The sequence below is a fragment of the Mesorhizobium sp. B2-4-15 genome (assembly GCF_006658505.1).
GTDB lineage: Bacteria > Pseudomonadota > Alphaproteobacteria > Rhizobiales > Rhizobiaceae > Mesorhizobium.
The window spans coordinates 261,930-283,073 of record NZ_VFUZ01000004.1 but is presented as its reverse complement, the minus strand read 5'-3'; the positions used below and the strand labels follow the sequence as shown (position 1 = coordinate 283,073).

Here is a 21,144-nt window from a genome sequence, read left to right as displayed (position 1 = left end):
GCACTCACCAAGGGCGAGTGCTAACGTGGCGCTGAGATAGGCCGCTGGTTGGCGAGAGTCAAGGCGCGCGGAGTGCCTCTTTCCATCATGATGGTGAACTTACCGAAGCTTGGCCGAACCGAAGACCAGAAGCGGGCAACGTTCCGCCAGCGGATAGCTGCCGCTCGGCACGACACGCACCTCGTAGAACCAGCCACTCGCTTCATCTACCAGCATGGCCAGCGTCGCGAAACTGTACCTCGTTTCGGAGCCCGCATAGACGTCGATCGTGTTGATGGACGCCATGCTCCATCCCGTCTGGGCAGCAAGAGCCTCGCGATCCGGAAACAACCGGTCGAACGCCGTGCGGATTGCCTGGACATCGACGGTATTGTCGCAGTCGTGCGTCGTGCACGCCATCGCAATCCGCCATTTGAGCGCGTGGAAATTCTCGACCCCGCCGGCCAAGACCAGGGCGTGGACGCCGCGCAGGTCATCCGCCGTTTCCGGCCGCGCAAAAACGCGGATCGCCGCACGCCTGCCAGGCTTCAGCACTCTTGCGATTTCAGCGAACAGCAGACCGCGTGCCGCCTTGGAATCGACCGCCGACAGGCATCCGTCACCGATAACCGCGTCGAAACTTGCCCGCTCCACGGGGAGGTCGAGCCAGTTGCCGGCCATCGCCTTTCGCGAGGCGTTGTCGCCGGCCCATACGCCCGAAATCATGCTTGCCGATTGATCGATCGCGACCATCGATCTGCCCAGGACTGCCAGTTCAGGGGTCACACCGAGGAGGAGGACATCGGCATCCTTCAGATCAAGTTCGCGATCGAATATGTCGACGGTTTCCGGGGTCGGCCGCAGCGGGGCATCCAGGAGCTTCCAATGCCGATGATAATTGTCCCAATGATTGGTCATTCAAACCTCTTGGAGCCCAAGAAAGTCTGGCGTCGATTGATTAGAGCCGCTTAATAGAAGCGGGCGTGTAAGCCAAGGGTATGGCCATGGCGCGTGTCACCGTCATAACGCATGAACATGACCGGTTCCTGGGCAAGCGCAACCTCATGTTGCGCAGGGGCAGCCCCTATTTGCTTTTCGATGTCCTGGAGCAACTAAAAAGCCGCGGCCATTCAGTCCGGATTCAGCAGGGACCGTCAAAGACACACGGTGCCGACATCGCGGTTCTGCATGTCGATGCGACGACAACGTCCGCCGATTACGTCGACTATGCGCGGGGTTTTCCATTTTGCCTCAACGTCGGCGCGGCCGATATATCCAAACGGCTAATCAGTGGCGCCTTGATAACCGAAGGGGACGCCTGGCAGGGCCCGGTCATTGTCAAGAGCAACCTCAACAATCAGGGCATTCCGGAGATACTCCTCAACCGGCGATCGAAGCGCGCGGGCAAACCGCCGCCTTTTCCGCATCTGCAGGCTCCGCGGCCTTATGAGGTCTATGGTTCTCTTGGCGAGGTTCCGGACGACATCTTCGAATGCGATGACCTGGTGGTGGAAAAGTTCATTCCGGAAACAGAACCCGACGGCTTCGCGGTGCGCTTCTGGGTGTTTTGCGGAGAGCGGGAGCGCTGCACCCGCTATGTCTCGCCAAACAGCCTGGTCAAGGCATCGCAAACGTTTCGACGTGAACCCGTCCCTGTTCCCGACGAAATGCGCGAGCGGCGACGTGAGCTGGCCTTTGACTACGGGAAATTCGATTTCGTCCTGCACGAGGGCAGAGCCATCCTACTCGACGCCAACAAGACTCCCGGCCGTCCCCAAAACCTCGTGAAGATGTTCGCGGCCGGCGCCTCCGATCTGGCCGACGGCTTCGAGGGCCTCATTCGTCGGGCGAGATAGACCAGCAACCGGCCAGGATCGCCCTCACGCCGCTCCCGCCTGTTGACATCGGTTGCAGCAGTTCATGGGCCTGCCTGCCGATACGGTCATCAGGCCAGGCGACTACGCGTTCCTGCGGCCGACGCAGAGCGAGGCAGTGCTGCAGCGGGCTGATCGCGGTGCTATCCGGCGGCAGGATTGTGGATCGTTGGCCGGTGTTGCCGATGATGTGAACATGTCGGAGATACTTGACTAAGTCAAGTAAATGATTGATCCTGTAAAGACAGGAGATGTCCATGACGGTTCACCATCAGTCCGGCAATGATGCGCCCAACAAGGAGCGGATCGACGCGGTGCGGGCTTTCAACCGCTTCTACACCCGCCAGATCGGGCTGCTCGACGAAGGGTTGCTGAAAAGCGCCTTCTCCCTGACCGAGGCGCGTGTGCTCTACGAATTGGCGCATCGCGACGGCCTGACCGCGACCGACCTCGGACGCGATCTCGGTCTCGACGCCGGCTATGTCAGCCGTTTGCTGAAAAAGTTCGAGCGCCTTCACCTCATCTCCAGGTCGACGCTGGTTTCGGACGCCCGGCAATCGTCGATTGCGCTGACGCAGGCGGGCAGGAAAGCCTTCGCACCGCTGAACCAGGATTCGCACGATCAGATCCGGGCCCTGCTTGATCGACTGCCCGCGTCGGAGCAGGATCGGCTGGTCAAATCCATGCAGACGGTGCAGCGTCTGCTCGGCGAAAATGCCGAGCCAAGGATCCCCTATCTGTTGAGGCCGCTGCAGATCGGCGACATCGGCTGGATCACCCACCGGCAAGGACTGCTCTATGCCCAGGACTATGGCTGGGACGAAACCTATGAGGCGCTGGTCGCCGAAATCCTCGCGGCCTTCGTGAAATCCTACGATCCGAAATGGGAGCGCAGCTGGATCGCCGAGCGGGAAGGCGAGGTCGTCGGCTCGGTCTTCGTCGTACGCAAGTCGGATCAGGTGGCGAAGCTGCGTCTGCTCTATGTCGAACATTCGGCGCGTGGCCTCGGCATCGGCAAGCGACTGGTGGAGGAATGCATCGGCTTTGCCCGCGCCAGGGAATACAAGACGCTGACCTTGTGGACAAACGACATTCTCGCCGCTGCCCGGCATATCTACCAGGCCGCCGGCTTCAAACTGATCGAGGAAGAACCTCACCATTCCTTCGGCAAGGATCTGGTTGGTCAGAACTGGAATCTTGATTTGTTATCTTCCGCCAGAGCGTGATGCCGAAAAGTGTGAAGCGGTTTTCGGACGACATCATGCTCTATCTCTTTTGGAGCGGATTCAGATTTCAGGTCGAGTCGACCTGAATCATCCGGCTTTCCGCTCTCGGCCAATTTGATCGAAATTGCGCACTCCGAGCAATCGCTCGACAATGGCTGACAGCCATCGCTTGACAGCGCCGGGCCTCATGCACTAGTACGTTATGTTATTACATAAAGGGGTGTGTGGTCGCACGCGGCTTCGGCTCCGATCGTGGCGACCGAGAAATCCGTTGCGAAGCAATCTGGGGAAAACTAGGGTGGAATGGTGATGGTCCCCGAGTCGAAAGGCGAGGGGTGAAAAGGGAACACGGTGAGATCCGCCTCGGATCGAGGCCGTGGCTGCCCCCGCAACTGTAAACGGTGAGCGAGATCCAAAATGCCACTGGCCGGCAAGGCTGGGAAGGCAGGATTGCGCCGAGACCCGCGAGCCAGGAGACCTGCCATTACAGAGTTGACCGGACGGGGTGTGCCGGGAGGAGACGTGGACGTCGGTCTGTCGACCGACCGCCAACATCCTTCCGTCGCCAATCGAGAAAGACGGAAAGTTGGGCGCCGCCATCGATCGTATTCACCGCATCGTCGTGTGCACGCTTTGCCGCGACATCCCGACAGGGACCAGGTCGGGCGAAGCTTTGTGCGCCGATTTGCGCTCCCGGCTCTCGGCCCACATCGAGCCAGCTTTAGCGCATGGTTTCATGGTCGAGGGCGTGGCTTGCATGGCGGGCTGTGCACGGCCACTCGCGGTGGCATTCCAGGCGCCCGGCAAGGCAGCCTATCTCTTCGGGTCCATCGATGCGGAAGCCGATGCCGGCGATCTCGTGCGATTTGCCAGCCTCTACGCCTCGCTCGCCGATGGCTGGTGCAATGCCGGACAACGTCCGCCGCGGCTGGCCGGCAAGACGCTGGCCCGCATCCCCGGACCGGGCAAGCCTGCGGGTGGCGACCTATGACAGTGCCGCTTCTCGAAGCGCGCGATCTGGGCGCGGTGGCGAATGGCCGGGCTCTGGTCCATGCGGTCAGCCTGTCCATGGCTGTCGGCGATCGCCTCGCCATCATCGGTCCCAACGGTGCCGGCAAGACCACGCTGCTGCGCATGTTGTCGGGCATGCTCAGGCCAAGTTCCGGAGAGGTAAAGCTTGGCGGCCGCCGCCTCGACAGGATCTCGGCCGCCGAGCGGGCCCTGCACATCGCCGTCGTCGGCCAGACCGACCAGCCGGATCCGCGGCTGGCGGTGATCGACTATGTCGAGCTTGGCCGCGTTCCGCATGCCGGCCTGAGGCACAGGAGCGAGGAACGCGACATTGTCGTGGACGCGCTGCGACGGACCGGCCTGCTGCCGCTGCTTGGACGCACCATTGGCTCGCTGTCGGGCGGCGAGCGCCAACGCGCTCAGCTCGCACGCGCCATCGCCCAGGAACCGAAAGTGTTGTTCCTCGACGAGCCGACCAACCATCTGGACCCACGCGCCCGCGCGGAACTGCTCGAACTCGTTGCTGGCTTCGGCATGACGGTGATCGCGGTGCTGCACGATCTGGCCCTGGTGGCGCCCTTCGCCACCAGGGTCGCGGTGATGAACGAGGCCCGGCTGCATGCGCTGGCGGCGCCGCGCGAAGCGCTGACGCAACAACTGATCCGCGAGATTTTCGGCGTCGATGTGTTTCGCCTGCGCCATCCCACCGAGGATCGCGAACTGACCGTGTTCGATGTTCCGAACCGTGCCGCGCCTTCCTGACCGAAACCGACTTTCATCCGACACAGTTCAACCAAGGAGCAAAAAAAAATCGTGAAACGCCTCGCTTTGTCGCTCGTCTTCTCGCTGCTGGCCTCGGCAGCTTTCGCCTTCCCGGTCACTGTCGACAGTTGCGGCAAAACGCTGACCTTCGATGCGCCGCCCAAACGCGCCGTCATTCACGATCTCAACATGGCGGAGATGGCCTTCGCGCTGAAGCTGCAGCCGTCGATCGTCGGCCTGACCGGCATCACTGGATGGTATAAGGTGGGCCCCGAATTCAAGGCCGAGCAGGGTTCCATTCCGGAACTGGCGCCAAAATACCCGACGCTCGAGAACCTCGTCGCGGTGGAGCCCGATTTCTTTTTCGCGGGCTGGTACTACGGCATGAAGCCGGGCGGCGACGTGACCCCCGACACGCTCGCGCCACACGGCATCAAGACGCTGGTGCTGACGGAAAGCTGCGTCCATCTCGACAAGAACCGGCCCGCCGCCTCGATGGACCTTCTCTACGGCGATGTCGAAAAACTGGGCAAGATCTTCGGCAAGGAGGCCGAGGCGGAGAAGCTCGTTGCCGGCTGGAAGAGCCAACTCGCTGACATCACCGCCAAGGTCGGCGATCGCAAGGGAACACGGGTATTCCTCTACGATTCCGGCGAGGACAAGCCATTCACCGCCGGAAAATTCGCCATCCCCAGCGCCATGATCACGGCAGCCGGCGGCGACAACATCATGGCCGACATGGACACAAGCTGGGGCAACACCGACTGGGAAACGGTGGCGTCGCGCAATCCGCAATTCCTCATCCTGCTCGATTATCAGGACGGTGGCGGCTACAAGAAGCTCCTCGACTTCCTCAAGGCCCATCCGGCGATGAAAGAGACGGATGCGGTCAAGAACGAGCGTTTTGTGGCCCTGCGCTATGCCGAACTCACGCCGGGACCGGCAAACATCGAAGCGATCGGCAAGATCGCCAGGGCGATGCATCCGGAAGCGTTCTGATGCATCTCGCCCTGAAGCACAAATCCGGCGCGCTCTCAGGGCACAAGGCATTCCCGCTGGCCATGGCGGCGGGCGCGGTGGCGACCGTCGCTCTCGTGCTGCTGTCGATCGCCTATGGTTCGACGCTGATACCGCTGACCGACGTCATTGCCGCACTTGGCCATGCCGTTGGGTTGAGTGAACATCAGGTGTCTGGCCCGGTGGGCAAGATCGTCGTCGATCTGCGGCTGCCGCGCACGATCCTGGCAGTCTGTGTCGGCGCGGGCCTCGGCATGGTCGGCGCGTTGCTGCAGACGGTGACGCGTAACGATCTCGCCGATCCCTTCCTGTTCGGCCTGTCTTCGGGGGCCGCCGCGGGCGCGGTTTCCGTCATCACCGTCTTTGGTGACAGTTTCGGCATCTGGACCTTGCCGATCGCGGCCTTCACCGGCGGCATACTGGCAGCGGGCATCGTGCTGCTGCTGGTCGCGCGGGTAAGGGGGCAGGGCCCGGAACGCTTGATCCTCGCCGGGCTTGCCGTCTCCTTCATGTTCACGGCGTTGACCAACTACCTGGTCTTTGCCGGAGACCAGCGCGCGGCCCATTCGGTGCTGTTCTGGACGATGGGCGGGCTTGGGCTGGCGCGCTGGGACAATGTGTGGCTGGGCGCGTTGGGGGCCGGCACGATTGCGATTTACGGGCTGTGGAACCATCGCAGGCTGGACGCCTTCCTGGCTGGTGAAAGTGCCGCCGAAAGCCTTGGTGTGCCCGTGGCAAGGATGCGCAGGGCGACATTCCTCGTCGCCGCCTTCTCGACGGCAATTCTGGTTTCGGTTGCCGGCGTCATCGGCTTTGTCGGATTGATGATCCCGCATTTGTCGCGGCCGCTGGCCGGCCCCTTGCATTTGCGCCTGGTCGCAAGCTGCGCGCTGTTTGGGGCGGTGCTTTTGCTGGCAAGCGATCTTCTGGCCCGCACGCTTCTGCCGCCACAGGAATTGCCGATCGGCATCATCACCAGTTCGCTCGGCGCGTTCTTCGTCGTCACGATGGTCGTTCGAAATCGCCTGTGAGAACGTTCGGTTCTGCCTTGTCAGGTTCCTTCTAAAAAGCTCACGACGCTTACTTCTTGCCAACCATGACCGTGTCGCATGGCTGTCCTGCACATTTTGCCGGCTTCCGTCGCGATTTCGCACCTTGAATAGTAAGCACGCTTATTATAAGTATCGCTCATGGTTTCTGATGGCATCGATAGATTGGGATTTTTAATCCACGACGTACAGCGTCTGCTGCGCAAGCGCTTCGAGATGCGCGCCAGCGGGCTTGGCCTGTCGTCGGCGCAGTGGCGGCTTATGGTGCGTGTCGCCAAGGAGGCTGGGGTCTCCCAGGCCCGGCTCGCGGAATTGCTCGAAATCGAGCCCATCAGCGTCTCGCGCCTCGTCGACCGGATGGAGGAGGGCGGCTGGATCGAACGCCGCGCCGACGCCGCCGACCGCCGAGTGCGGATGATTTTCCCGACCGCCAAGGCGAGCGCGGCCTATGCCGAGGTCAAGAGCCTCGCCGGCGAGGTCTATGAGGAATCGCTTGTCGGCGTTTCGCCGGAGGACCGTCGCGTCCTGATCAGGTCGCTCGATGCGATGGCGCAAAATCTCGCGGATGGCGATTCATCGTCGGACGAAAAGGTCAAGAATACAGAAGGCGCAACAGCATGAACGCGGTAGCCAAGATAGACGAGAGCGCCCCCAAGGTGGAGATGGAAGCACCGGCCCAGCCGGCTGCTGCTCCTGTTGCCGTCGCTCCTCCCGTGCAGCCAGTGCCAGCGCCCAAGAAGCGCCGCATGGGCCGTTTTTTTCTGATGTTCGCCTTGCCGGCGGCCCTGGTCATCGGCGGCGGCTATGTCTGGGTGACCGGCGGACGCTATCAGGAAACAGAGAACGCCAATCTGCAGCAGGCCAAGGTGTCGATTGCTTCAGATACGGCGGGACGTATCGTCCAGGTCGCCATATCGGACAATCAGATGGTGAAGCAGGGCGATCTCCTGTTCGCCATCGACCCCGAGCCTTACCGGATCGCGCTTGCCCAGGCCGACGCGGCTGTTGCTGCCGCGCGCCTCAATGTCGAGCAGCTGCGCGCCGCTTACAGCCAGGCAATGGCGCAGGAGAAGTCCGCCAGCAGCGAGGTCGACTACGCCCAGTCGCAGTATGGCCGTGCCGCCGATCTTGCCCAGAAAGGCATCAACGCCAAGTCTTCACTCGACCAGGCCAGGAACGATCTCGACAAGGCAAAGCAGCAGCTTGCCGTTGCCCAGCAGGGCATCATCAGCGCCAAGGCCGCCCTCGGCGGCAACCCGGACATCGAGACCGACAAGCATCCGACGGTGATGTCGGCGCTCGCCGCCCGCGACAAAGCCGCCTACGACCTGGCGCAGACCACGGTGAAAGCGCCCGCTGATGGCGTCATCTCCCAGGCCTCGTCCTTCAAGGTCGGCCAGTTTGTCGGCTCCGGGACGCCGCTGTTTTCGCTGGTCGAGACCGGCGACACCTGGATCGATGCCAATTTCAAGGAAACCCAGCTCACCAACATGAAGCCGGGCCAGAAGGCCGAGATCGTCGTCGACACCTATCCGGGCAGGACCTTCGAGGCAACCGTCAAGGCGATCGGTGCTGGAACCGGTGCGGAATTCTCGCTGCTGCCCGCGCAAAATGCCACCGGCAACTGGGTCAAGGTCACCCAGCGCATCCCCGTGCGCCTGGAACTGACCGACCCCGACGCCAAGATGGCACTGCGTACCGGCATGAGCGCCTCCGTCACCGTCGATACGGGCGTTGCGCGCGGTTTTCCAGCCATATTCGGTCATGCAACGGCTGGCGAGCCCACGCAATAAGTCGGCGGAAGCCCGCGGGGACCAGGCGGGTGGAAGCGAATAGCAGGATTGGTCCGATGGGCGGCGCGGGAAGGATCAGTGCCTGGTTCGAGCCGCGTCGTGGTTTGGCCGACATCTGAAATCTTCGACTCGGCCCCGTCGGTCCTCATGTTTCCGGGCGGCAGGCATCCGCTCACTCGAGACTTTCGGTCGATGTAACCCCCACATCGATAATCGCGTCCCACCGTGATGAAGGTCTCTCAACGGAAGGCCTTGCCGCCCGGAAACCCTGTGTACACGTTTTTGTTACCTGCTGGAAGTTCCGCGCATGAGCACGTCCGAACCCTTCAAAGAAGTGCCGCACCGCGGCCTGATCACGGTAGCGCTCATGCTGGCGACGATCATGCAGGCGCTCGACACGACCATCGCCAATGTCGCGCTGCCGACGATGACCGGCGATCTCGGCGCCTCCCCGGACAACATAAACTGGGTGCTGACCTCCTACATCGTGGCCGCCGCCATCATGACGCCGGTCACCGGCTGGCTTGCCGATCGCTTCGGCCGCAAGGAATTGTTCCTGACGGCGGTGGTCGGCTTCACCATCTTCTCCATGCTGTGCGGCCTGGCGTGGAGTCTGGAAACCATGGTGCTTTTCCGGCTGATGCAAGGGGTGTTCGGCGCCGCGATCGTGCCGCTGTCGCAGACCTTCCTGCTCGACATCAATCCCAAGGAACGTCACGGCCAGGCAATGGCCATCTGGGGCGCCGGCATCATGCTGGGACCGATCCTTGGCCCGACGCTGGGCGGCTGGCTGACCGAGAACTTCAACTGGCGCTGGGTGTTCTTCATCAACCTGCCGGTCGGCATCGTCGCCTTCCTTGGCATGGCCGCCTATTTGCCGGTCGTTGCCCGGCGCGTGCGCAGCTTCGATTTCTTCGGCTTTGCCATGATATCGCTCGGCGTCGGCGCGCTGCAGCTGCTGCTCGACCGCGGTGGCGAGGTCGACTGGTTTTCCTCGGTCGAGATCTGGATCGAGCTGGGGCTTTCGATCACCGGCTTCTGGGTGTTCATCATTCACACGGTCACATCGGAACATCCCTTCATCGATCCGAAGATTTTCCTCGACCGCAATTTCGTGACCGGGCTGGCGTTCATCTTCGTCATGGGTGTGCTGATTTTGGCTTCCATGTCACTGCTGCCGCCGATGCTGTCCACCATCTTCGGCTATCCGACCGTCACCATCGGCATCGTCATGGGCCCCCGTGGCGTCGGCACGATGGTTTCGATGCTCGTCGTCGGACGCATCATGAGCAAGATCGACGCCAGGATTCTCGTCGTCATCGGCTTTCTGCTGACGGCGCAGTCGCTCTACACCATGGCCAGCTTCACGCCGCAGATGGACAACTGGCTGATCATCAGCTCCGGCGTGATCCAGGGCCTGGGCATGGGAATGGTGTTCGTGCCGCTGTCGACGGTTGCCTTCGCCACGCTCGACGCACGCTACCGCACCGATGCAACCTCGTTGTTCAGCCTGGTGCGCAATCTTGGCTCGTCGATCGGCGTCTCGGTCGTGACCGTGCTGCTGGTGCGCAACACGCAGGTCAATCACGCCGAACTTTCCGCCTTCATCAGCCCGTTCAACCCCAATCTCTGGGCAGTCTCGCCGGCTGCGGCGGGTGGCGATCCAATGGCGCTGTCAGAGGTGGACCGCATGGTCAATCTCCAGGCCATGATGATCTCCTACGTCAACGACTTCAAAATACTGATGGTGATGACGCTGCTCGCCATCCCCTTTGTCTTCCTGCTGCGCAAGCCGACGGCCGGTCCGGCCGGCGGCGCGCCTGCAGCGCATATGGACTAGACCCGGCGGCAGGCGGTCTGCCTGCAGCCAATATGGACTAGGCCCGGCGGCAAGCGGTCTGCCTGCTGCCAATATGGACTAGGCCCGGCGGCAGGCGGTCTGCCTGCTGCCAATATGGACTAGGATGGACCAGGATTGCCGGGTCGATTGGTCCCAGCCCGCTGTCCAGGCGGACTGCATGTTCCATCATTGATCAGCTGGATGACGTTCTTCCACCATCCGAACTGGGACGTCGAGATCAAGGTGCTGGACGCCTGTCTTGCCGATGGCGAAGCGCCGAATACGAGGCGGTGCGCTCCGGTCCCTATCTGATGGGGAAATTCAAGGCGACGCCCAAATTGGGGCGCTACCTGCCGAGAACCAGCGCCCAATAGCGCAGATTAGGATCACGTCCGTCGCGGACATAGGCGAGCCCGAAGCGGCTGAAATCCGGGTCGAGGATGTTGCGCCGGTGGCCCTGCGAATGCATCCAGATGTCGAACAGTTTTTGCTGGTCGAAGCGGCCCTCGGCGATGTTCTCGGCCGCGGCACCCCGCACTCCGTTGTCCTTCATGCGCGAGGCGAAATCCTTGCCCCAACCTGTGGTATGGCTCATGCGCTCCCGCGACGCCATGTAGCCGGCCTGCTGGAGTGCTGCTTGTTGCAGCTGTGCATCGGGAACCAGCGGCCCCAGTCCCGCGGTCGCGCGCAGGCTGGCCAGCGTGCCGGTGGCGGAGGAGGAGACCCCCGCACCTTGACCGGTCGGCACAGAAACGGTGCCGCAGGCGGCCAGCCCGGCCAACGCCGCGAGGCCGGCTGCCTTGAGCCACATGCGCCTGTTCAGGCCTGCTTGACGGATTTCGATTTTTTCAGCGGTCATGCTTGCCTGACATAGTCGCGATCATGGCTTTTGCCGGGCCGGGCAATGAAAATCGCGTGAGGAGAGGCGAAATGCCGTCCATGCGGCGACAATCCCGGGAAGATCGGCTATGATGCCGGCGTTCTTGAAGTGGCAGCTACGGGCGGCCATCCCAGGCGGTGACCGCCCCCCGAGAAAAACGGAGGAAGGTTATGGCCGGCTTTCATGTCATGGCGGACGCGCGCGGAATGCATGTGCAGCCCACGGTGCGCCACATCAGGACGTCCGACCTCTGGGATGCGCTGCGGCTCGGCGCAGAAGATTTCTGGGCAAAACCATCCCACTACGTGTTCCTGTGCCTGATTTACCCGATCGTCGGCCTGATCCTCGCCCGGTGGTCGTCGGGCTCCAATGCCATCCAGCTCGTCTATCCCTTGATGTCGGGCTTTGCGCTGGTCGGCCCGTTCGCCGCCATCGGGCTCTACGAGATCAGCCGCCGCCGCGAGCTCGGCATGAACACCAGCTGGTGGCATGCCCTCGATGTCCGTCGCTCCCCGGCGCTGCCCTCGATCGCCGCCATCGGCATCATGCTGTTCGCCCTGTTCCTTTTGTGGCTATTCACGGCACAGTCGATCTACACCAGCCAGTTTGGTGACCAGCCACCAGCTTCCGTCGGCGCCTTCCTGCGTGACGTTCTGACGACCAGCAAGGGCTGGACGCTGATCCTCGCCGGCAATGCCGTGGGGTTTGTCTTCGCCGTGGTCGTGCTGGCCACCACCGTGATCGCCTTCCCGCTGTTGCTCGACCGTGATGTCGGCGCCGTCTCGGCAATCGAGACATCGGCCCGCGCGGTGATGGCGAACCCGCTGCAGATGGCGCTGTGGGGTCTGACGGTCGCCGTGCTGCTGGTGATCGGTTCTATCCCGCTGTTTGCCGGGCTGGCCGTCGTGATGCCGATCCTGGGCCATGCTACCTGGCATCTGTACCGCAAGGTGGTCGAGCCGGCGCAGATCCAGCCGATCCGTCGGCCAATGTAGGACGCCTTCAGCGCTGCGCGTCGGTCGCCATCTTCAGCGCCAGCGCCGTCAGCACGGTTCCCATCGTCCAGCGCTGAATCACCAGCCACAGTGGCCGTCCGGCCAGGAAGGCGGTGATCGAGCCAGCGGTGATCGCGATGATGGCATTGACGCTGAGGCTGATCGATATCTGCGTCGCGCCGGGCACCAGAAGCTGCGACAGGACATGACCCTTGCCGGGGCTGATGAACTGCGGCAGCAGCGACAGGTAGAGAACGGCCACCTTGGGGTTGAGCAGATTGGTCATCAGCCCCATGGCGAAGAGCTTGCGTGGCCTGTCCTTCGGCAGTTCGCGCACCTGGAATGGCGAGCGTCCGCCGGGCTTTACGGCCTGCCAGGCCAACCACAAGAGATAGAGCACGCCGGCAAAGCGCAGGACGTCGTAGGCATAGGGCACGGCAAGCAGCAGCGCCGTGATGCCGAACGCGGCCGATAGAACATAGAACAGAAAGCCGACAGCGACCCCGCCAAGCGAGATCAGCCCTGCTTTTGGGCCTTGCGACAGCGAGCGCGAGATCAGGTATATCATGTTCGGGCCTGGCGTCAGAACCATGCCGAGGCAGACCAGCGCGAAGGCGAGGTGATTGGCGGTTTCGGGCATTGTTCGTCCCCAGCGGGCCGCGCTGGATGCGCGATTTGCGAGCGATATGTGCCTGTCGCGGCAGGGCACGCAAGAGCTTGACGGCGACAGGCGTTGCGCCAGAAAGGCCGTGTGGCCAATGCCTGTCGCCCAAGAGCGGCGGCGCGCTTTAGCCGACCACGCGCAGGTTCGACAGTTCGTTGCCGATTTCCTTGAAATCGCTCGACAGGCTGGCGCCGGTCGCGTTCCAGAACAGTTTCGCCGGCTTGCTCGGATCCGTTGGATCCTTGCGGAAGCGCGAATCCGACGAGCAGGACTTCAGCGCATCGATCGCCTGCTTATCGGCGGTCTTGGTCGTCGACAGGTCCAGCGCTACCGTCATCACCATGATGTTGGCCGCCTTGGCGTTGTAACCACCCGCCAGCCCCGGGCCATGCCCTCCGGAACATTGGTGCCGCCATTGGGCTGCATCAGGTCGATGGCGGCCTTGATCGAGGCTAGTCCATCGGCGACGCTGACGTCGGTCAGCGGCGTGATGGGGTTGGTGTACAGCTGTAGTTCGGACCATTGCCGGCCGGCGGCACGGGCGCATCGATCGGCCGCGGCTGGAAATATTTGGCCATGTTGCGCAACCGGGATTGGCCGGTCGTGCTCGAAGGATCGTCATTCCACCAGCTGTTCACCGCGCCATAGGTAACCGGTGCAGCCTCGTGTCACGCTGGTGCCGGTGACGAAGTATTTGGGCATGTAGCGCAGGCGTTCGGCATCGGTGCCGGTCGAAATATCGGCGCTCCAGTCATTGTTCGCGGGCCAGGATGAACTGTCGGTGTTGTCAGTCTCGTCGGGCGCGAACATCGGGACGAACAGGGTGGCGGCTGTCGTGGCAGCCGTATCCTGGATATTATGGGGATAGGGACGGGACTCGACGCATCCACCCCAGGATGCGACGCTGCCGTAGGTCGCCGGTGTCGTGGTCGTCGTACAGGTCTGGTTCCTGCCGGAGCCGGTGCAGCTTGTGTTGGACGAACTTGGTGCAACAGTGCGGACGTCGCCCGGATCGCGGATTTTGCCGTCAATCGAAGGCGCCGATCGGGCGGACAGGCGGCGGTTCGCGTCGATCTCCAGCGACAGGCAGGCGAAAGCTGGTGACAGCATGGGCCGGTTCGGATAATTCGGACCGGCTGCGGCGAACCGTCGGCCGTGGCACTTGCAACAATCACATTGAAGGAAACGGCATGGCGGAATCGCCTGAAATCGTCGGCTCGCTCGAAGACGCGTCGAAAGCCTATTCGGCGATTCTTTGCGATGTCTGGGGCGTCGTCCACAACGGCGAATGGCATTTTCCGGCAGCCGCCGCGGCGCTGGCGAGGGCAAGGGCAGACGGCGTTCCGGTTGTGCTTATTACCAATTCACCCCGCCGCAGCGCCGATGTCGTGGCACAGATGAGCGTGATCGGCGTTCCCCCGTCGGCCTACGACCGTGTCGTGACCTCGGGCGACGTGACCCGCGACCTGATCGCGGAGGGCCCGCGCAAAGTCTTCCACATCGGCGCCGACCGCGATTTGACCCTCTATGATGGCCTGGATGTCGAGCTGGTCGAGGAATTCGAGGCCGCCGGCATCGTGTGCACCGGGCTGTTCGACGACGAAGTCGAAAAGCCCGAGGACTATACGGAGCTGTTGCGGCGATTGCGCGCCAGGAACCTGCCGTTCATCTGCGCCAACCCCGATATCATGGTGGAGCGCGGCGAACGGATCATCTGGTGCGCCGGCGCCCTGGCGCGCGACTATGCCCAGCTCGGCGGTCGCACGCTGATCGCCGGAAAGCCCTACGCGCCGATCTATGACGTCGCGATGAAGGAGGTGGCCGAGGTTCTCGGACGGCCGGTCGAGCGTTCGCAGGTGTTGGCCATCGGCGATGGCATCATGACCGACGTCAAGGGCGCGGCCGACAATGGCTTCGACGTTCTCTATGTCTCTGGCGGCATTCACGCCCGCGACTATGGCGACGCCTTGCGGCCGGATCCGGCAAAGCTCGGGCTCTTCCTGGAACGGCACGGCTATCGTCCGGTGTCCGTCATAGCCAGACTACAGTAGGTGGCAATGGTGGCTTTCCAGCATCTTTCAGCAACGGCGCCGCTGCCCGCCGATCTGCGTGGTGGTGTCGTCGCGATTGGCAATTTCGACGGCGTCCATCGTGGCCATCAGGCGGTGCTCGAACGGGCGTTGGCCGAGGCCACGCGGCGCGGCGTGCCGGCCTTGGTACTGACCTTCGAGCCGCATCCCCGAAAGGTTTTCAGGCCGGACATGCCGCTGTTCGTGCTGACGCCGCCGCCGATGAAGGCGCGCCTCCTGTCGTTGCTGGGCTTTGCCGCGCTCGTCGAGCAGCCCTTCACGCGGGATTTCGCCTCGCTGTCGGCGGAAGCTTTCATCACCGACGTCTTGGAGAGGACGCTCGGCATCACTCACGCCGTGACCGGTTTCGATTTTCATTTCGGCAAGGACCGGCAGGGCGGGCCGGCCTATCTCATGGCGGCCGGCGAGCGCCATGGTTTCGGCGTCACGCTCGTCGACGCCTTTCGAGACGAGGGTGCCGAGGTGGTTTCGTCAAGCCGGATCCGGGGCTTGCTGTGCGATGGCGAGGTAGCCGAAGCCGCCAGTCTGCTCGGCTATCGCTTCACGGTGGAAAGCGAGGTCGTGGGCGGCCAACAGCTCGGGCGAACGCTCGGCTTTCCGACCGCGAATATGAGGCTTGCCGCGGAGGCAGCTCTCAAGGAAGGAATCTATGCCGTCCGCTTTCGCCGCGCCGACGGCACGCTGCACGATGGCGTCGCGAGCTTCGGCCGCCGCCCGACCATCGACGACAATGGCGCACCGCTCCTGGAAACCTTCGTCTTCGATTTTTCCGGCGATCTCTATGGCGAGACCTGCCAGGTGTCGTTCTTCGGCTTCCTGCGCAGCGAGATCAAGTTCGACGGGCTGGATGCACTGGTCGTACAGATGAGGCGGGACGAAGCCGAGGCTCGCGCGCTGCTTGCCGGCGTCAAGCCGCTGTCCAGTCTGGACGCGGCAGTGGCGTTTTAAGGCATGGTCTCGAAACCGGTGCCGGCTTTCGGCCGGGATCACCGTCTTTCGGCGGACGGCTCAAACGAGATCTTACTTTTTCAGTGCAAGGCCGACCGCGATGAAGGTCCAGCCCTGGAAGATCAGGTCGATTGCCAGGAACATGCCGAGTACCCATAGGCTGTTGACCGGCCAGCCCATGGCGATGATCAAGCCCGCAAGCACGCTAATGACACCGGCCGCGACGATCCAGCCCCAGCCGCTTTCCGGGCGGTGGCTGTAGCCGACCCAGGCGCGCAGCGCGCCGGAAGCGACAAGCGCAACGGCCAGCAGGAAGGTCAGCACCGCGGAGGCCAGCAACGGATTGTCGAAAGCGAAAAATCCGGCCACCGCATAAAGCAGTCCGCTGAGCAGCCAATAGAAGAAGCGGCCCCAGGTCTTCACACCGAAGGCATGCATGATCTCGATGATGCCGGCCACCAGCATCAGCCATCCCACGACATAGACAGAAGCCACCGTGGCGATGAACAGATTGCCGAAGGCGATGCCGCCGAGGATCAGCAGCACCACGCCCAGACCAACAAACCATCCCCACTTGTCTCGCGTCTGGCCGATCGCGTTCTTCAGTGTATCGCCGTGCAAAGTCATGTCGCCACCTCCGTTGAGGTCTGCCAGTATGCGACGAAGTTAGCTTCGGTGCCAGTCCACCGCCAACCGGTGGCGGGTCGATGGTGCAGGCAATGCGGCCCGGACGTCTCGCCCTTAAATCAAATTTTACCAAAGCCTCGTCAAAGCTGTCGCCGCAGGACAGTTGTATCGTGTTAGTGGAGTGGCCATGAGTCCGGTCGGGAAGATTTCGGTAGCTTTGGCCACCATCATGCTGGCGACGTCAGGCGCGGCCAAGGCCGGCGACGGCGCTTTCGGCTGGTTGTCCGGCGACTGGTATCTGACGGTCGGCGCCACCGGCTTGGTCGCGCCGAATTTCGAGGGCGGCAAGAAATACATGCTCAGCGCCCAGCCCATCATCTCTTTGGGCAAGGCGGGTCCCGCGGCACGCTTCACGTCGCGTAACGACAATATTTCGCTGGCGCTTATCGATGATGGCGGCGTTCGCGCCGGCCTGACCGGCAAGTTCCTGTTCTCGCGCGATGATAGCGATGCCGACGAGCTCAAAGGCCTCGATCCGGTCCGCTGGGGCGGCGAAGTCGGCGGCTTCTTCGAATTCTATCCAACGGACTGGATGCGCGCGCGCGCCGAATTGCGGCATGGCATCCGCGCCCATAACGGCTTTGTCGCCGATATCGCCGCCGATGCTTTCTATGATGTGACGCCAACCGTGAGAATTTCAGGTGGGCCGCGCGTGTCCTTTGCCTCGGCGAACTATTTCGACGCCTATTATGGCGTCAATGCGCAGGAAGCCGTGGCCTCGGGCCTGAGCCAATATAATCCTGGCGGCGGCCTTAAATCCGTTGGCCTCGGTGGCGCGGTGACTTGGAAGGTGACCGATCCGATGACGGCCAGCCTGTTCGGCGAATATTCGCGCTTGAAAGGTCCGGCGGCCGATTCCAGCCTGGTCAGGGAGCGCGGCGACCGCAACCAGTTCATGGTCGGCGTGTCGACGACCTATCGCTTCGACTTCAAGATGTAAGCGAATCGAACGAGACGCTTTATTCCTGCGCCTATCTCCGCTAAAAGCCCAGCAATGACGAGCTTTTCGCGCCTTCACGCGCCGACGATACGAATTACCAGCCCGGTGTTCCTGGCGGCCTGAAGGCTGTCGGAGCCGCCGGGAATCTTGCGCGCGGCTCCTCGCGCTTTTCCAGATCATCAAGGCATCTCGCCCAAAAGTGGCCCCGGTTTTGGGAAAACGACAGGCGCAGAAGTAAAATCAACGCCGCAGGCCGCATGGCCCGGCACGCACATGGCAGACCAATGACCGACGAAACACTGGACACCCCGACGATCGACTATTCCAAAACGCTTTACCTGCCGCAGACGGATTTCCCGATGCGCGCCGGCTTGCCCGAAAAGGAGCCGGTGCTGGTCAAGCGCTGGCAGGATATGGACCTCTACCGCAAGCTGCGCGACAGCTCTGCCGGCCGCGAGAAGTACGTGCTGCATGACGGCCCCCCCTACGCCAACGGCAACATCCATATCGGCCACGCGCTGAACAAGATCCTCAAGGACGTCGTCACCCGCTCGTTCCAGATGCGCGGCTACGACTCGAATTACGTGCCGGGCTGGGACTGCCACGGCCTGCCGATCGAATGGAAGATCGAGGAGCAGTATCGCGCCAAGGGCAAGAACAAGGACGAGGTGCCGGTCAACGAGTTCCGCAAGGAATGCCGGGATTTCGCCGCGCACTGGATCAATGTTCAGGGTGCGGAATTCCAGCGGCTAGGCGTCGTCGGTGATTTCAAGAACCCCTATACGACCATGGCTTTCCACGCCGAGGCGCGCATCGCCGGCGAGCTGCTGAAATTCGCCATGTCGGGCCAGCTCTATCGCGGCTCCAAGCCGGTGATGTGGAGCGTTGTCGAGCGCACGGCACTTGCCGAGGCGGAGATCGAATACCAGGACTATGAGTCCGACACGATCTGGGTGAAATTTCCGGTGGCCAATCTTGTCGTCGCCAGCGTCGTCGACGGCCAGCCGGCCGAATTCGATCCCGACCTGAGCGGGCGGTCGCTGGACCTGCTGGATGCCCATGTCGTCATCTGGACGACGACGCCATGGACCATCCCGGGCAATCGTGCCGTCAACTATTCGCCGCGCGTCGCCTACGGCCTCTACGAAGTCACGGCCGCCGAAAACGCGTTTGGGCCGCAGCCGGGCGAAAAGCTGATCTTTGCCGATGCGCTGGCCGAGGAAAGCCAGGCCAAGGCCAAGATCACCCTGAATCGCCTTCACTGCGTTTCGGCCGAACAGCTTGGAAGTCTTGTGCTTTCGCATCCCTTCAAGGGTCTCGGCGGCGGCTACGAATTCCAGGTGCCGCTGGTTGCCGGCGACCATGTCACCGACGATGCCGGCACCGGCTTCGTGCACACGGCGCCCGGCCACGGACGTGAGGATTTTGACGCCTGGATGGATGCGGCGCCGGACCTTCGCCAGCGCGGTATAGACACGGTCATCCCCTTCACTGTCGATGATGCCGGCTTCTTCACCAAGGATGCGCCGGGCTTCGGCCCCGACCGCGAGGGCGGACCCGCGCGTGTCATCGACGACAATGGCAAGAAGGGCAACGCCAACCAGGCGGTCATCGACGAGCTGATCAAGCGCAACGCGCTGTTTGCGCGCGGCCGCCTGAAGCACAGCTATCCGCACTCCTGGCGCTCGAAAAAACCGGTGATCTTCCGCAATACACCGCAATGGTTCGTCTACATGGACAAGGATCTCGGCGACGGCACGACGCTGCGCAGCCGCGCGCTGAAGGCCATCGACGACACCCGCTTCGTGCCGCCCGCCGGCCAGAACCGCATCCGCGCCATGGTCGAGGAACGCCCGGACTGGGTGCTCTCGCGCCAGCGTGCCTGGGGCGTTCCGATCGCCGTCTTCGCCGACGCGGACGGCAATGTGCTCAGGGATGACGCCGTCAACCAGCGCATCATGGATGCCTTCGAGAACGAGGGCGCCGACGCCTGGTTCGCCGCTGGCGCCAAGGAGCGTTTTCTTGGCAATCACGACGCCTCCAAATGGAAGCAGGTGATGGACATCCTCGACGTCTGGTTCGATTCGGGCTCGACGCACGTCTTCACGCTGGAGGACCGTCCTGATCTCAAATGGCCGGCCGACGTCTATCTCGAAGGCTCCGACCAGCATCGCGGCTGGTTCCACTCCTCGCTGCTCGAAAGCTGCGGCACAAGGGGCAGGGCGCCTTACGACACTGTCGTCACCCATGGCTTCACCATGGACGAGGACGGCCGCAAGATGTCGAAATCGCTCGGCAACACCGTCGTTCCGCAGGACGTCATCAAACAGTCCGGCGCCGACATCCTGCGGCTCTGGGTGGTGACGACGGACTATTGGGAAGACCAGCGGCTTGGCAAGAACGTGCTGCAGACCAACATCGACGCCTACCGCAAGCTGCGCAACACCATTCGCTGGATGCTGGGCACGCTCGCCCATGACGATGGCGAGACCGTGCCGCTGGAAGAGATGCCGGAGCTGGAACGGCTGATGCTGCATCGGCTGGCCGAGCTCGACGAGGTGGTGCGCCAGGGCTACGACGCCTTCGAGTTCAAGCGTATCACCCGCGCGCTGCTCGATTTTATGGTGGTAGAGCTGTCGGCCTTCTATTTCGACATCCGCAAGGACGCGCTCTACTGCGAGGCGCCGTCGAGCGTGAAGCGCCAGGCCTCGGTGCAGGTGGTGCGTCATCTCTTCGATTGCCTGGTGAAATGGCTGGCGCCGATGCTGCCCTTTACCATGGAAGAGGCTTGGCTCGACCGTCATCCCGATGCGGTGTCGGTGCATCTCGACCAGTTCCCGGAAGTTCCGACGGAGTGGAAGAGTGAGGCGCTGGCGGAGAAATGGCGCAAGGTGCGGCAGGTGCGCCGCGTCGTCACCGGAGCGCTCGAGATCGCGCGTGCCCAGAAGGTGATCGGCTCCTCGCTTGAGGCCGTCCCTGTCGTGACGATCAATGACGCTGTGCTCGAGGCGGCGATATCGGACGTCGATATGGCCGAGATGGCGATCACCAGTGATCTCGTGATTGCCCATGGCCAGGCGCCGGAAGGCGCTTTCACGCTCGACGACGTCAAGGGCGTCGCCGTGGTCGTCGAGAAGGCGCAGGACCGCGGCCTTGTCAAATGCGCGCGTTCCTGGCGCTACACGGCCGACGTCGGGCAGGATCCTGCCTTTCCCGGCGTCTCGGCGCGCGACGCCGCGGTGCTGCATGAGCTGAAAGCGCTCGGTAGGCTCTGATGCATGTCGCCCAAGAGTGTGTAGCGGTTTGGGACAACGACATGCATGCAGTCAAAAAGGTGCACAAATGCCACGCCGGGGGATGCAAATCCGCCCGCGCGTTGCCCTTAACGA

General features: G+C 62.7%; 18 protein-coding genes, 2 pseudogenes and 1 riboswitch. Of the genes and pseudogenes, 15 read left to right on the top strand and 5 right to left on the bottom strand.

Translation table 11 applies throughout. The features are described from left to right. Window positions 1–99 precede the first annotated feature (99 nt). On the bottom strand, window positions 100–897 hold the full coding sequence (locus FJ930_RS07435; RefSeq protein ID WP_141836420.1) for a class I SAM-dependent methyltransferase: 798 nt from the start codon (window positions 895–897) through the stop codon (window positions 100–102). A gap of 86 nt (window positions 898–983) precedes the next feature. Between FJ930_RS07435 and FJ930_RS07430 the strand changes: the two genes are divergently transcribed. From FJ930_RS07430 to FJ930_RS07385, 10 genes and pseudogenes are all read left to right on the top strand, one after another. Continuing rightward, window positions 984–1,835 (top strand): hypothetical protein, encoded by an 852-nt coding sequence (locus tag FJ930_RS07430; protein ID WP_141836418.1) that lies wholly within the window; start codon window positions 984–986, stop codon window positions 1,833–1,835. A 55-nt stretch (window positions 1,836–1,890) separates the two neighbouring features. Next, window positions 1,891–2,047, top strand: a pseudogene (locus FJ930_RS30310) (DSD1 family PLP-dependent enzyme); the annotation flags it as partial. Window positions 2,048–2,110: 63 nt separating this feature from the next. Next, window positions 2,111–3,079: a helix-turn-helix domain-containing GNAT family N-acetyltransferase gene (locus tag FJ930_RS07420; RefSeq protein WP_141836416.1), complete on the top strand. Its 969-nt coding sequence runs from the start codon at window positions 2,111–2,113 to the stop codon at window positions 3,077–3,079. Between the two features lie 293 nt (window positions 3,080–3,372). Beyond that, window positions 3,373–3,580, top strand: a riboswitch (cobalamin riboswitch). A 4-nt stretch (window positions 3,581–3,584) separates the two neighbouring features. Continuing rightward, the gene (locus tag FJ930_RS07415) at window positions 3,585–4,070 is read left to right on the top strand and encodes a DUF1636 family protein (RefSeq protein ID WP_348642716.1); all 486 of its coding nucleotides are present in this window, start codon (window positions 3,585–3,587) and stop codon (window positions 4,068–4,070) included. Next, the gene (locus FJ930_RS07410) at window positions 4,067–4,852 is read left to right on the top strand and encodes an ABC transporter ATP-binding protein (RefSeq protein ID WP_140738225.1); all 786 of its coding nucleotides are present in this window, start codon (window positions 4,067–4,069) and stop codon (window positions 4,850–4,852) included. Before FJ930_RS07415 ends, FJ930_RS07410 begins: the two co-directional genes overlap by 4 nt. A 51-nt stretch (window positions 4,853–4,903) precedes the next feature. After that, window positions 4,904–5,851 (top strand): ABC transporter substrate-binding protein, encoded by a 948-nt coding sequence (locus tag FJ930_RS07405; RefSeq protein ID WP_141836412.1) that lies wholly within the window; start codon window positions 4,904–4,906, stop codon window positions 5,849–5,851. Beyond that, on the top strand, window positions 5,851–6,900 hold the full coding sequence (locus tag FJ930_RS07400; RefSeq protein WP_181763297.1) for an iron ABC transporter permease: 1,050 nt from the start codon (window positions 5,851–5,853) through the stop codon (window positions 6,898–6,900). The genes FJ930_RS07405 and FJ930_RS07400 overlap by 1 nt, the downstream gene beginning before the upstream one ends. Window positions 6,901–7,059: 159 nt before the next feature. Beyond that, window positions 7,060–7,539, top strand: coding sequence for a MarR family winged helix-turn-helix transcriptional regulator (locus FJ930_RS07395; RefSeq protein WP_141836410.1), 480 nt, complete (start codon window positions 7,060–7,062; stop codon window positions 7,537–7,539). Next, complete coding sequence (locus tag FJ930_RS07390; RefSeq protein ID WP_141836407.1) at window positions 7,536–8,711, top strand: HlyD family secretion protein; 1,176 nt, start codon at window positions 7,536–7,538, stop codon at window positions 8,709–8,711. The genes FJ930_RS07395 and FJ930_RS07390 overlap by 4 nt, the downstream gene beginning before the upstream one ends. Before the next feature lie 307 nt (window positions 8,712–9,018). Further along, on the top strand, window positions 9,019–10,551 hold the full coding sequence (locus FJ930_RS07385) for a DHA2 family efflux MFS transporter permease subunit (RefSeq protein WP_140738237.1): 1,533 nt from the start codon (window positions 9,019–9,021) through the stop codon (window positions 10,549–10,551). Window positions 10,552–10,897: 346 nt separating this feature from the next. Here FJ930_RS07385 and FJ930_RS07380 read toward each other — a convergent pair whose 3' ends face one another. After that, window positions 10,898–11,410: a CAP domain-containing protein gene (locus FJ930_RS07380; RefSeq protein ID WP_141836405.1), complete on the bottom strand. Its 513-nt coding sequence runs from the start codon at window positions 11,408–11,410 to the stop codon at window positions 10,898–10,900. A gap of 191 nt (window positions 11,411–11,601) precedes the next feature. Between FJ930_RS07380 and FJ930_RS07375 the strand changes: the two genes are divergently transcribed. Then, the gene (locus FJ930_RS07375; RefSeq protein WP_141836403.1) at window positions 11,602–12,426 is read left to right on the top strand and encodes a DUF2189 domain-containing protein; all 825 of its coding nucleotides are present in this window, start codon (window positions 11,602–11,604) and stop codon (window positions 12,424–12,426) included. A 7-nt stretch (window positions 12,427–12,433) separates the two neighbouring features. Here the strand turns inward: FJ930_RS07375 and FJ930_RS07370 are convergent, their stop codons facing one another. Both FJ930_RS07370 and FJ930_RS07365 read right to left on the bottom strand, forming a co-directional pair. After that, a complete protein-coding gene (locus FJ930_RS07370; protein ID WP_141836401.1) occupies window positions 12,434–13,066 on the bottom strand; it encodes a LysE family translocator in 633 nt (210 codons plus the stop codon). 148 nt (window positions 13,067–13,214) lie between these two features. After that, window positions 13,215–14,005 (bottom strand): annotated as a pseudogene (locus FJ930_RS07365) (hypothetical protein); the annotation flags it as partial. A gap of 275 nt (window positions 14,006–14,280) precedes the next feature. Here FJ930_RS07365 and FJ930_RS07360 point away from each other — a divergent pair. Next, window positions 14,281–15,141 carry a TIGR01459 family HAD-type hydrolase gene (locus tag FJ930_RS07360; protein WP_141836399.1) on the top strand — a complete coding sequence of 287 codons (861 nt, stop codon included), beginning with the start codon at window positions 14,281–14,283 and terminating at the stop codon, window positions 15,139–15,141. 6 nt (window positions 15,142–15,147) lie between these two features. Beyond that, window positions 15,148–16,128 (top strand): bifunctional riboflavin kinase/FAD synthetase, encoded by a 981-nt coding sequence (locus FJ930_RS07355; RefSeq protein WP_141836397.1) that lies wholly within the window; start codon window positions 15,148–15,150, stop codon window positions 16,126–16,128. A gap of 72 nt (window positions 16,129–16,200) precedes the next feature. Here FJ930_RS07355 and FJ930_RS07350 read toward each other — a convergent pair whose 3' ends face one another. Then, entirely contained in the window at window positions 16,201–16,755 is a 555-nt protein-coding gene (locus FJ930_RS07350; protein WP_140696141.1) for an HdeD family acid-resistance protein, read from the bottom strand. A 187-nt stretch (window positions 16,756–16,942) separates the two neighbouring features. On the opposite strand from FJ930_RS07350, the gene FJ930_RS07345 reads away from it, so the two are divergent. After that, window positions 16,943–17,755: a MipA/OmpV family protein gene (locus tag FJ930_RS07345; RefSeq protein WP_141836395.1), complete on the top strand. Its 813-nt coding sequence runs from the start codon at window positions 16,943–16,945 to the stop codon at window positions 17,753–17,755. Window positions 17,756–18,039: 284 nt separating this feature from the next. Next, window positions 18,040–21,030 (top strand): isoleucine--tRNA ligase, encoded by a 2,991-nt coding sequence (gene ileS / locus FJ930_RS07340; protein ID WP_141836393.1) that lies wholly within the window; start codon window positions 18,040–18,042, stop codon window positions 21,028–21,030. Window positions 21,031–21,144: the final 114 nt, after the last annotated feature.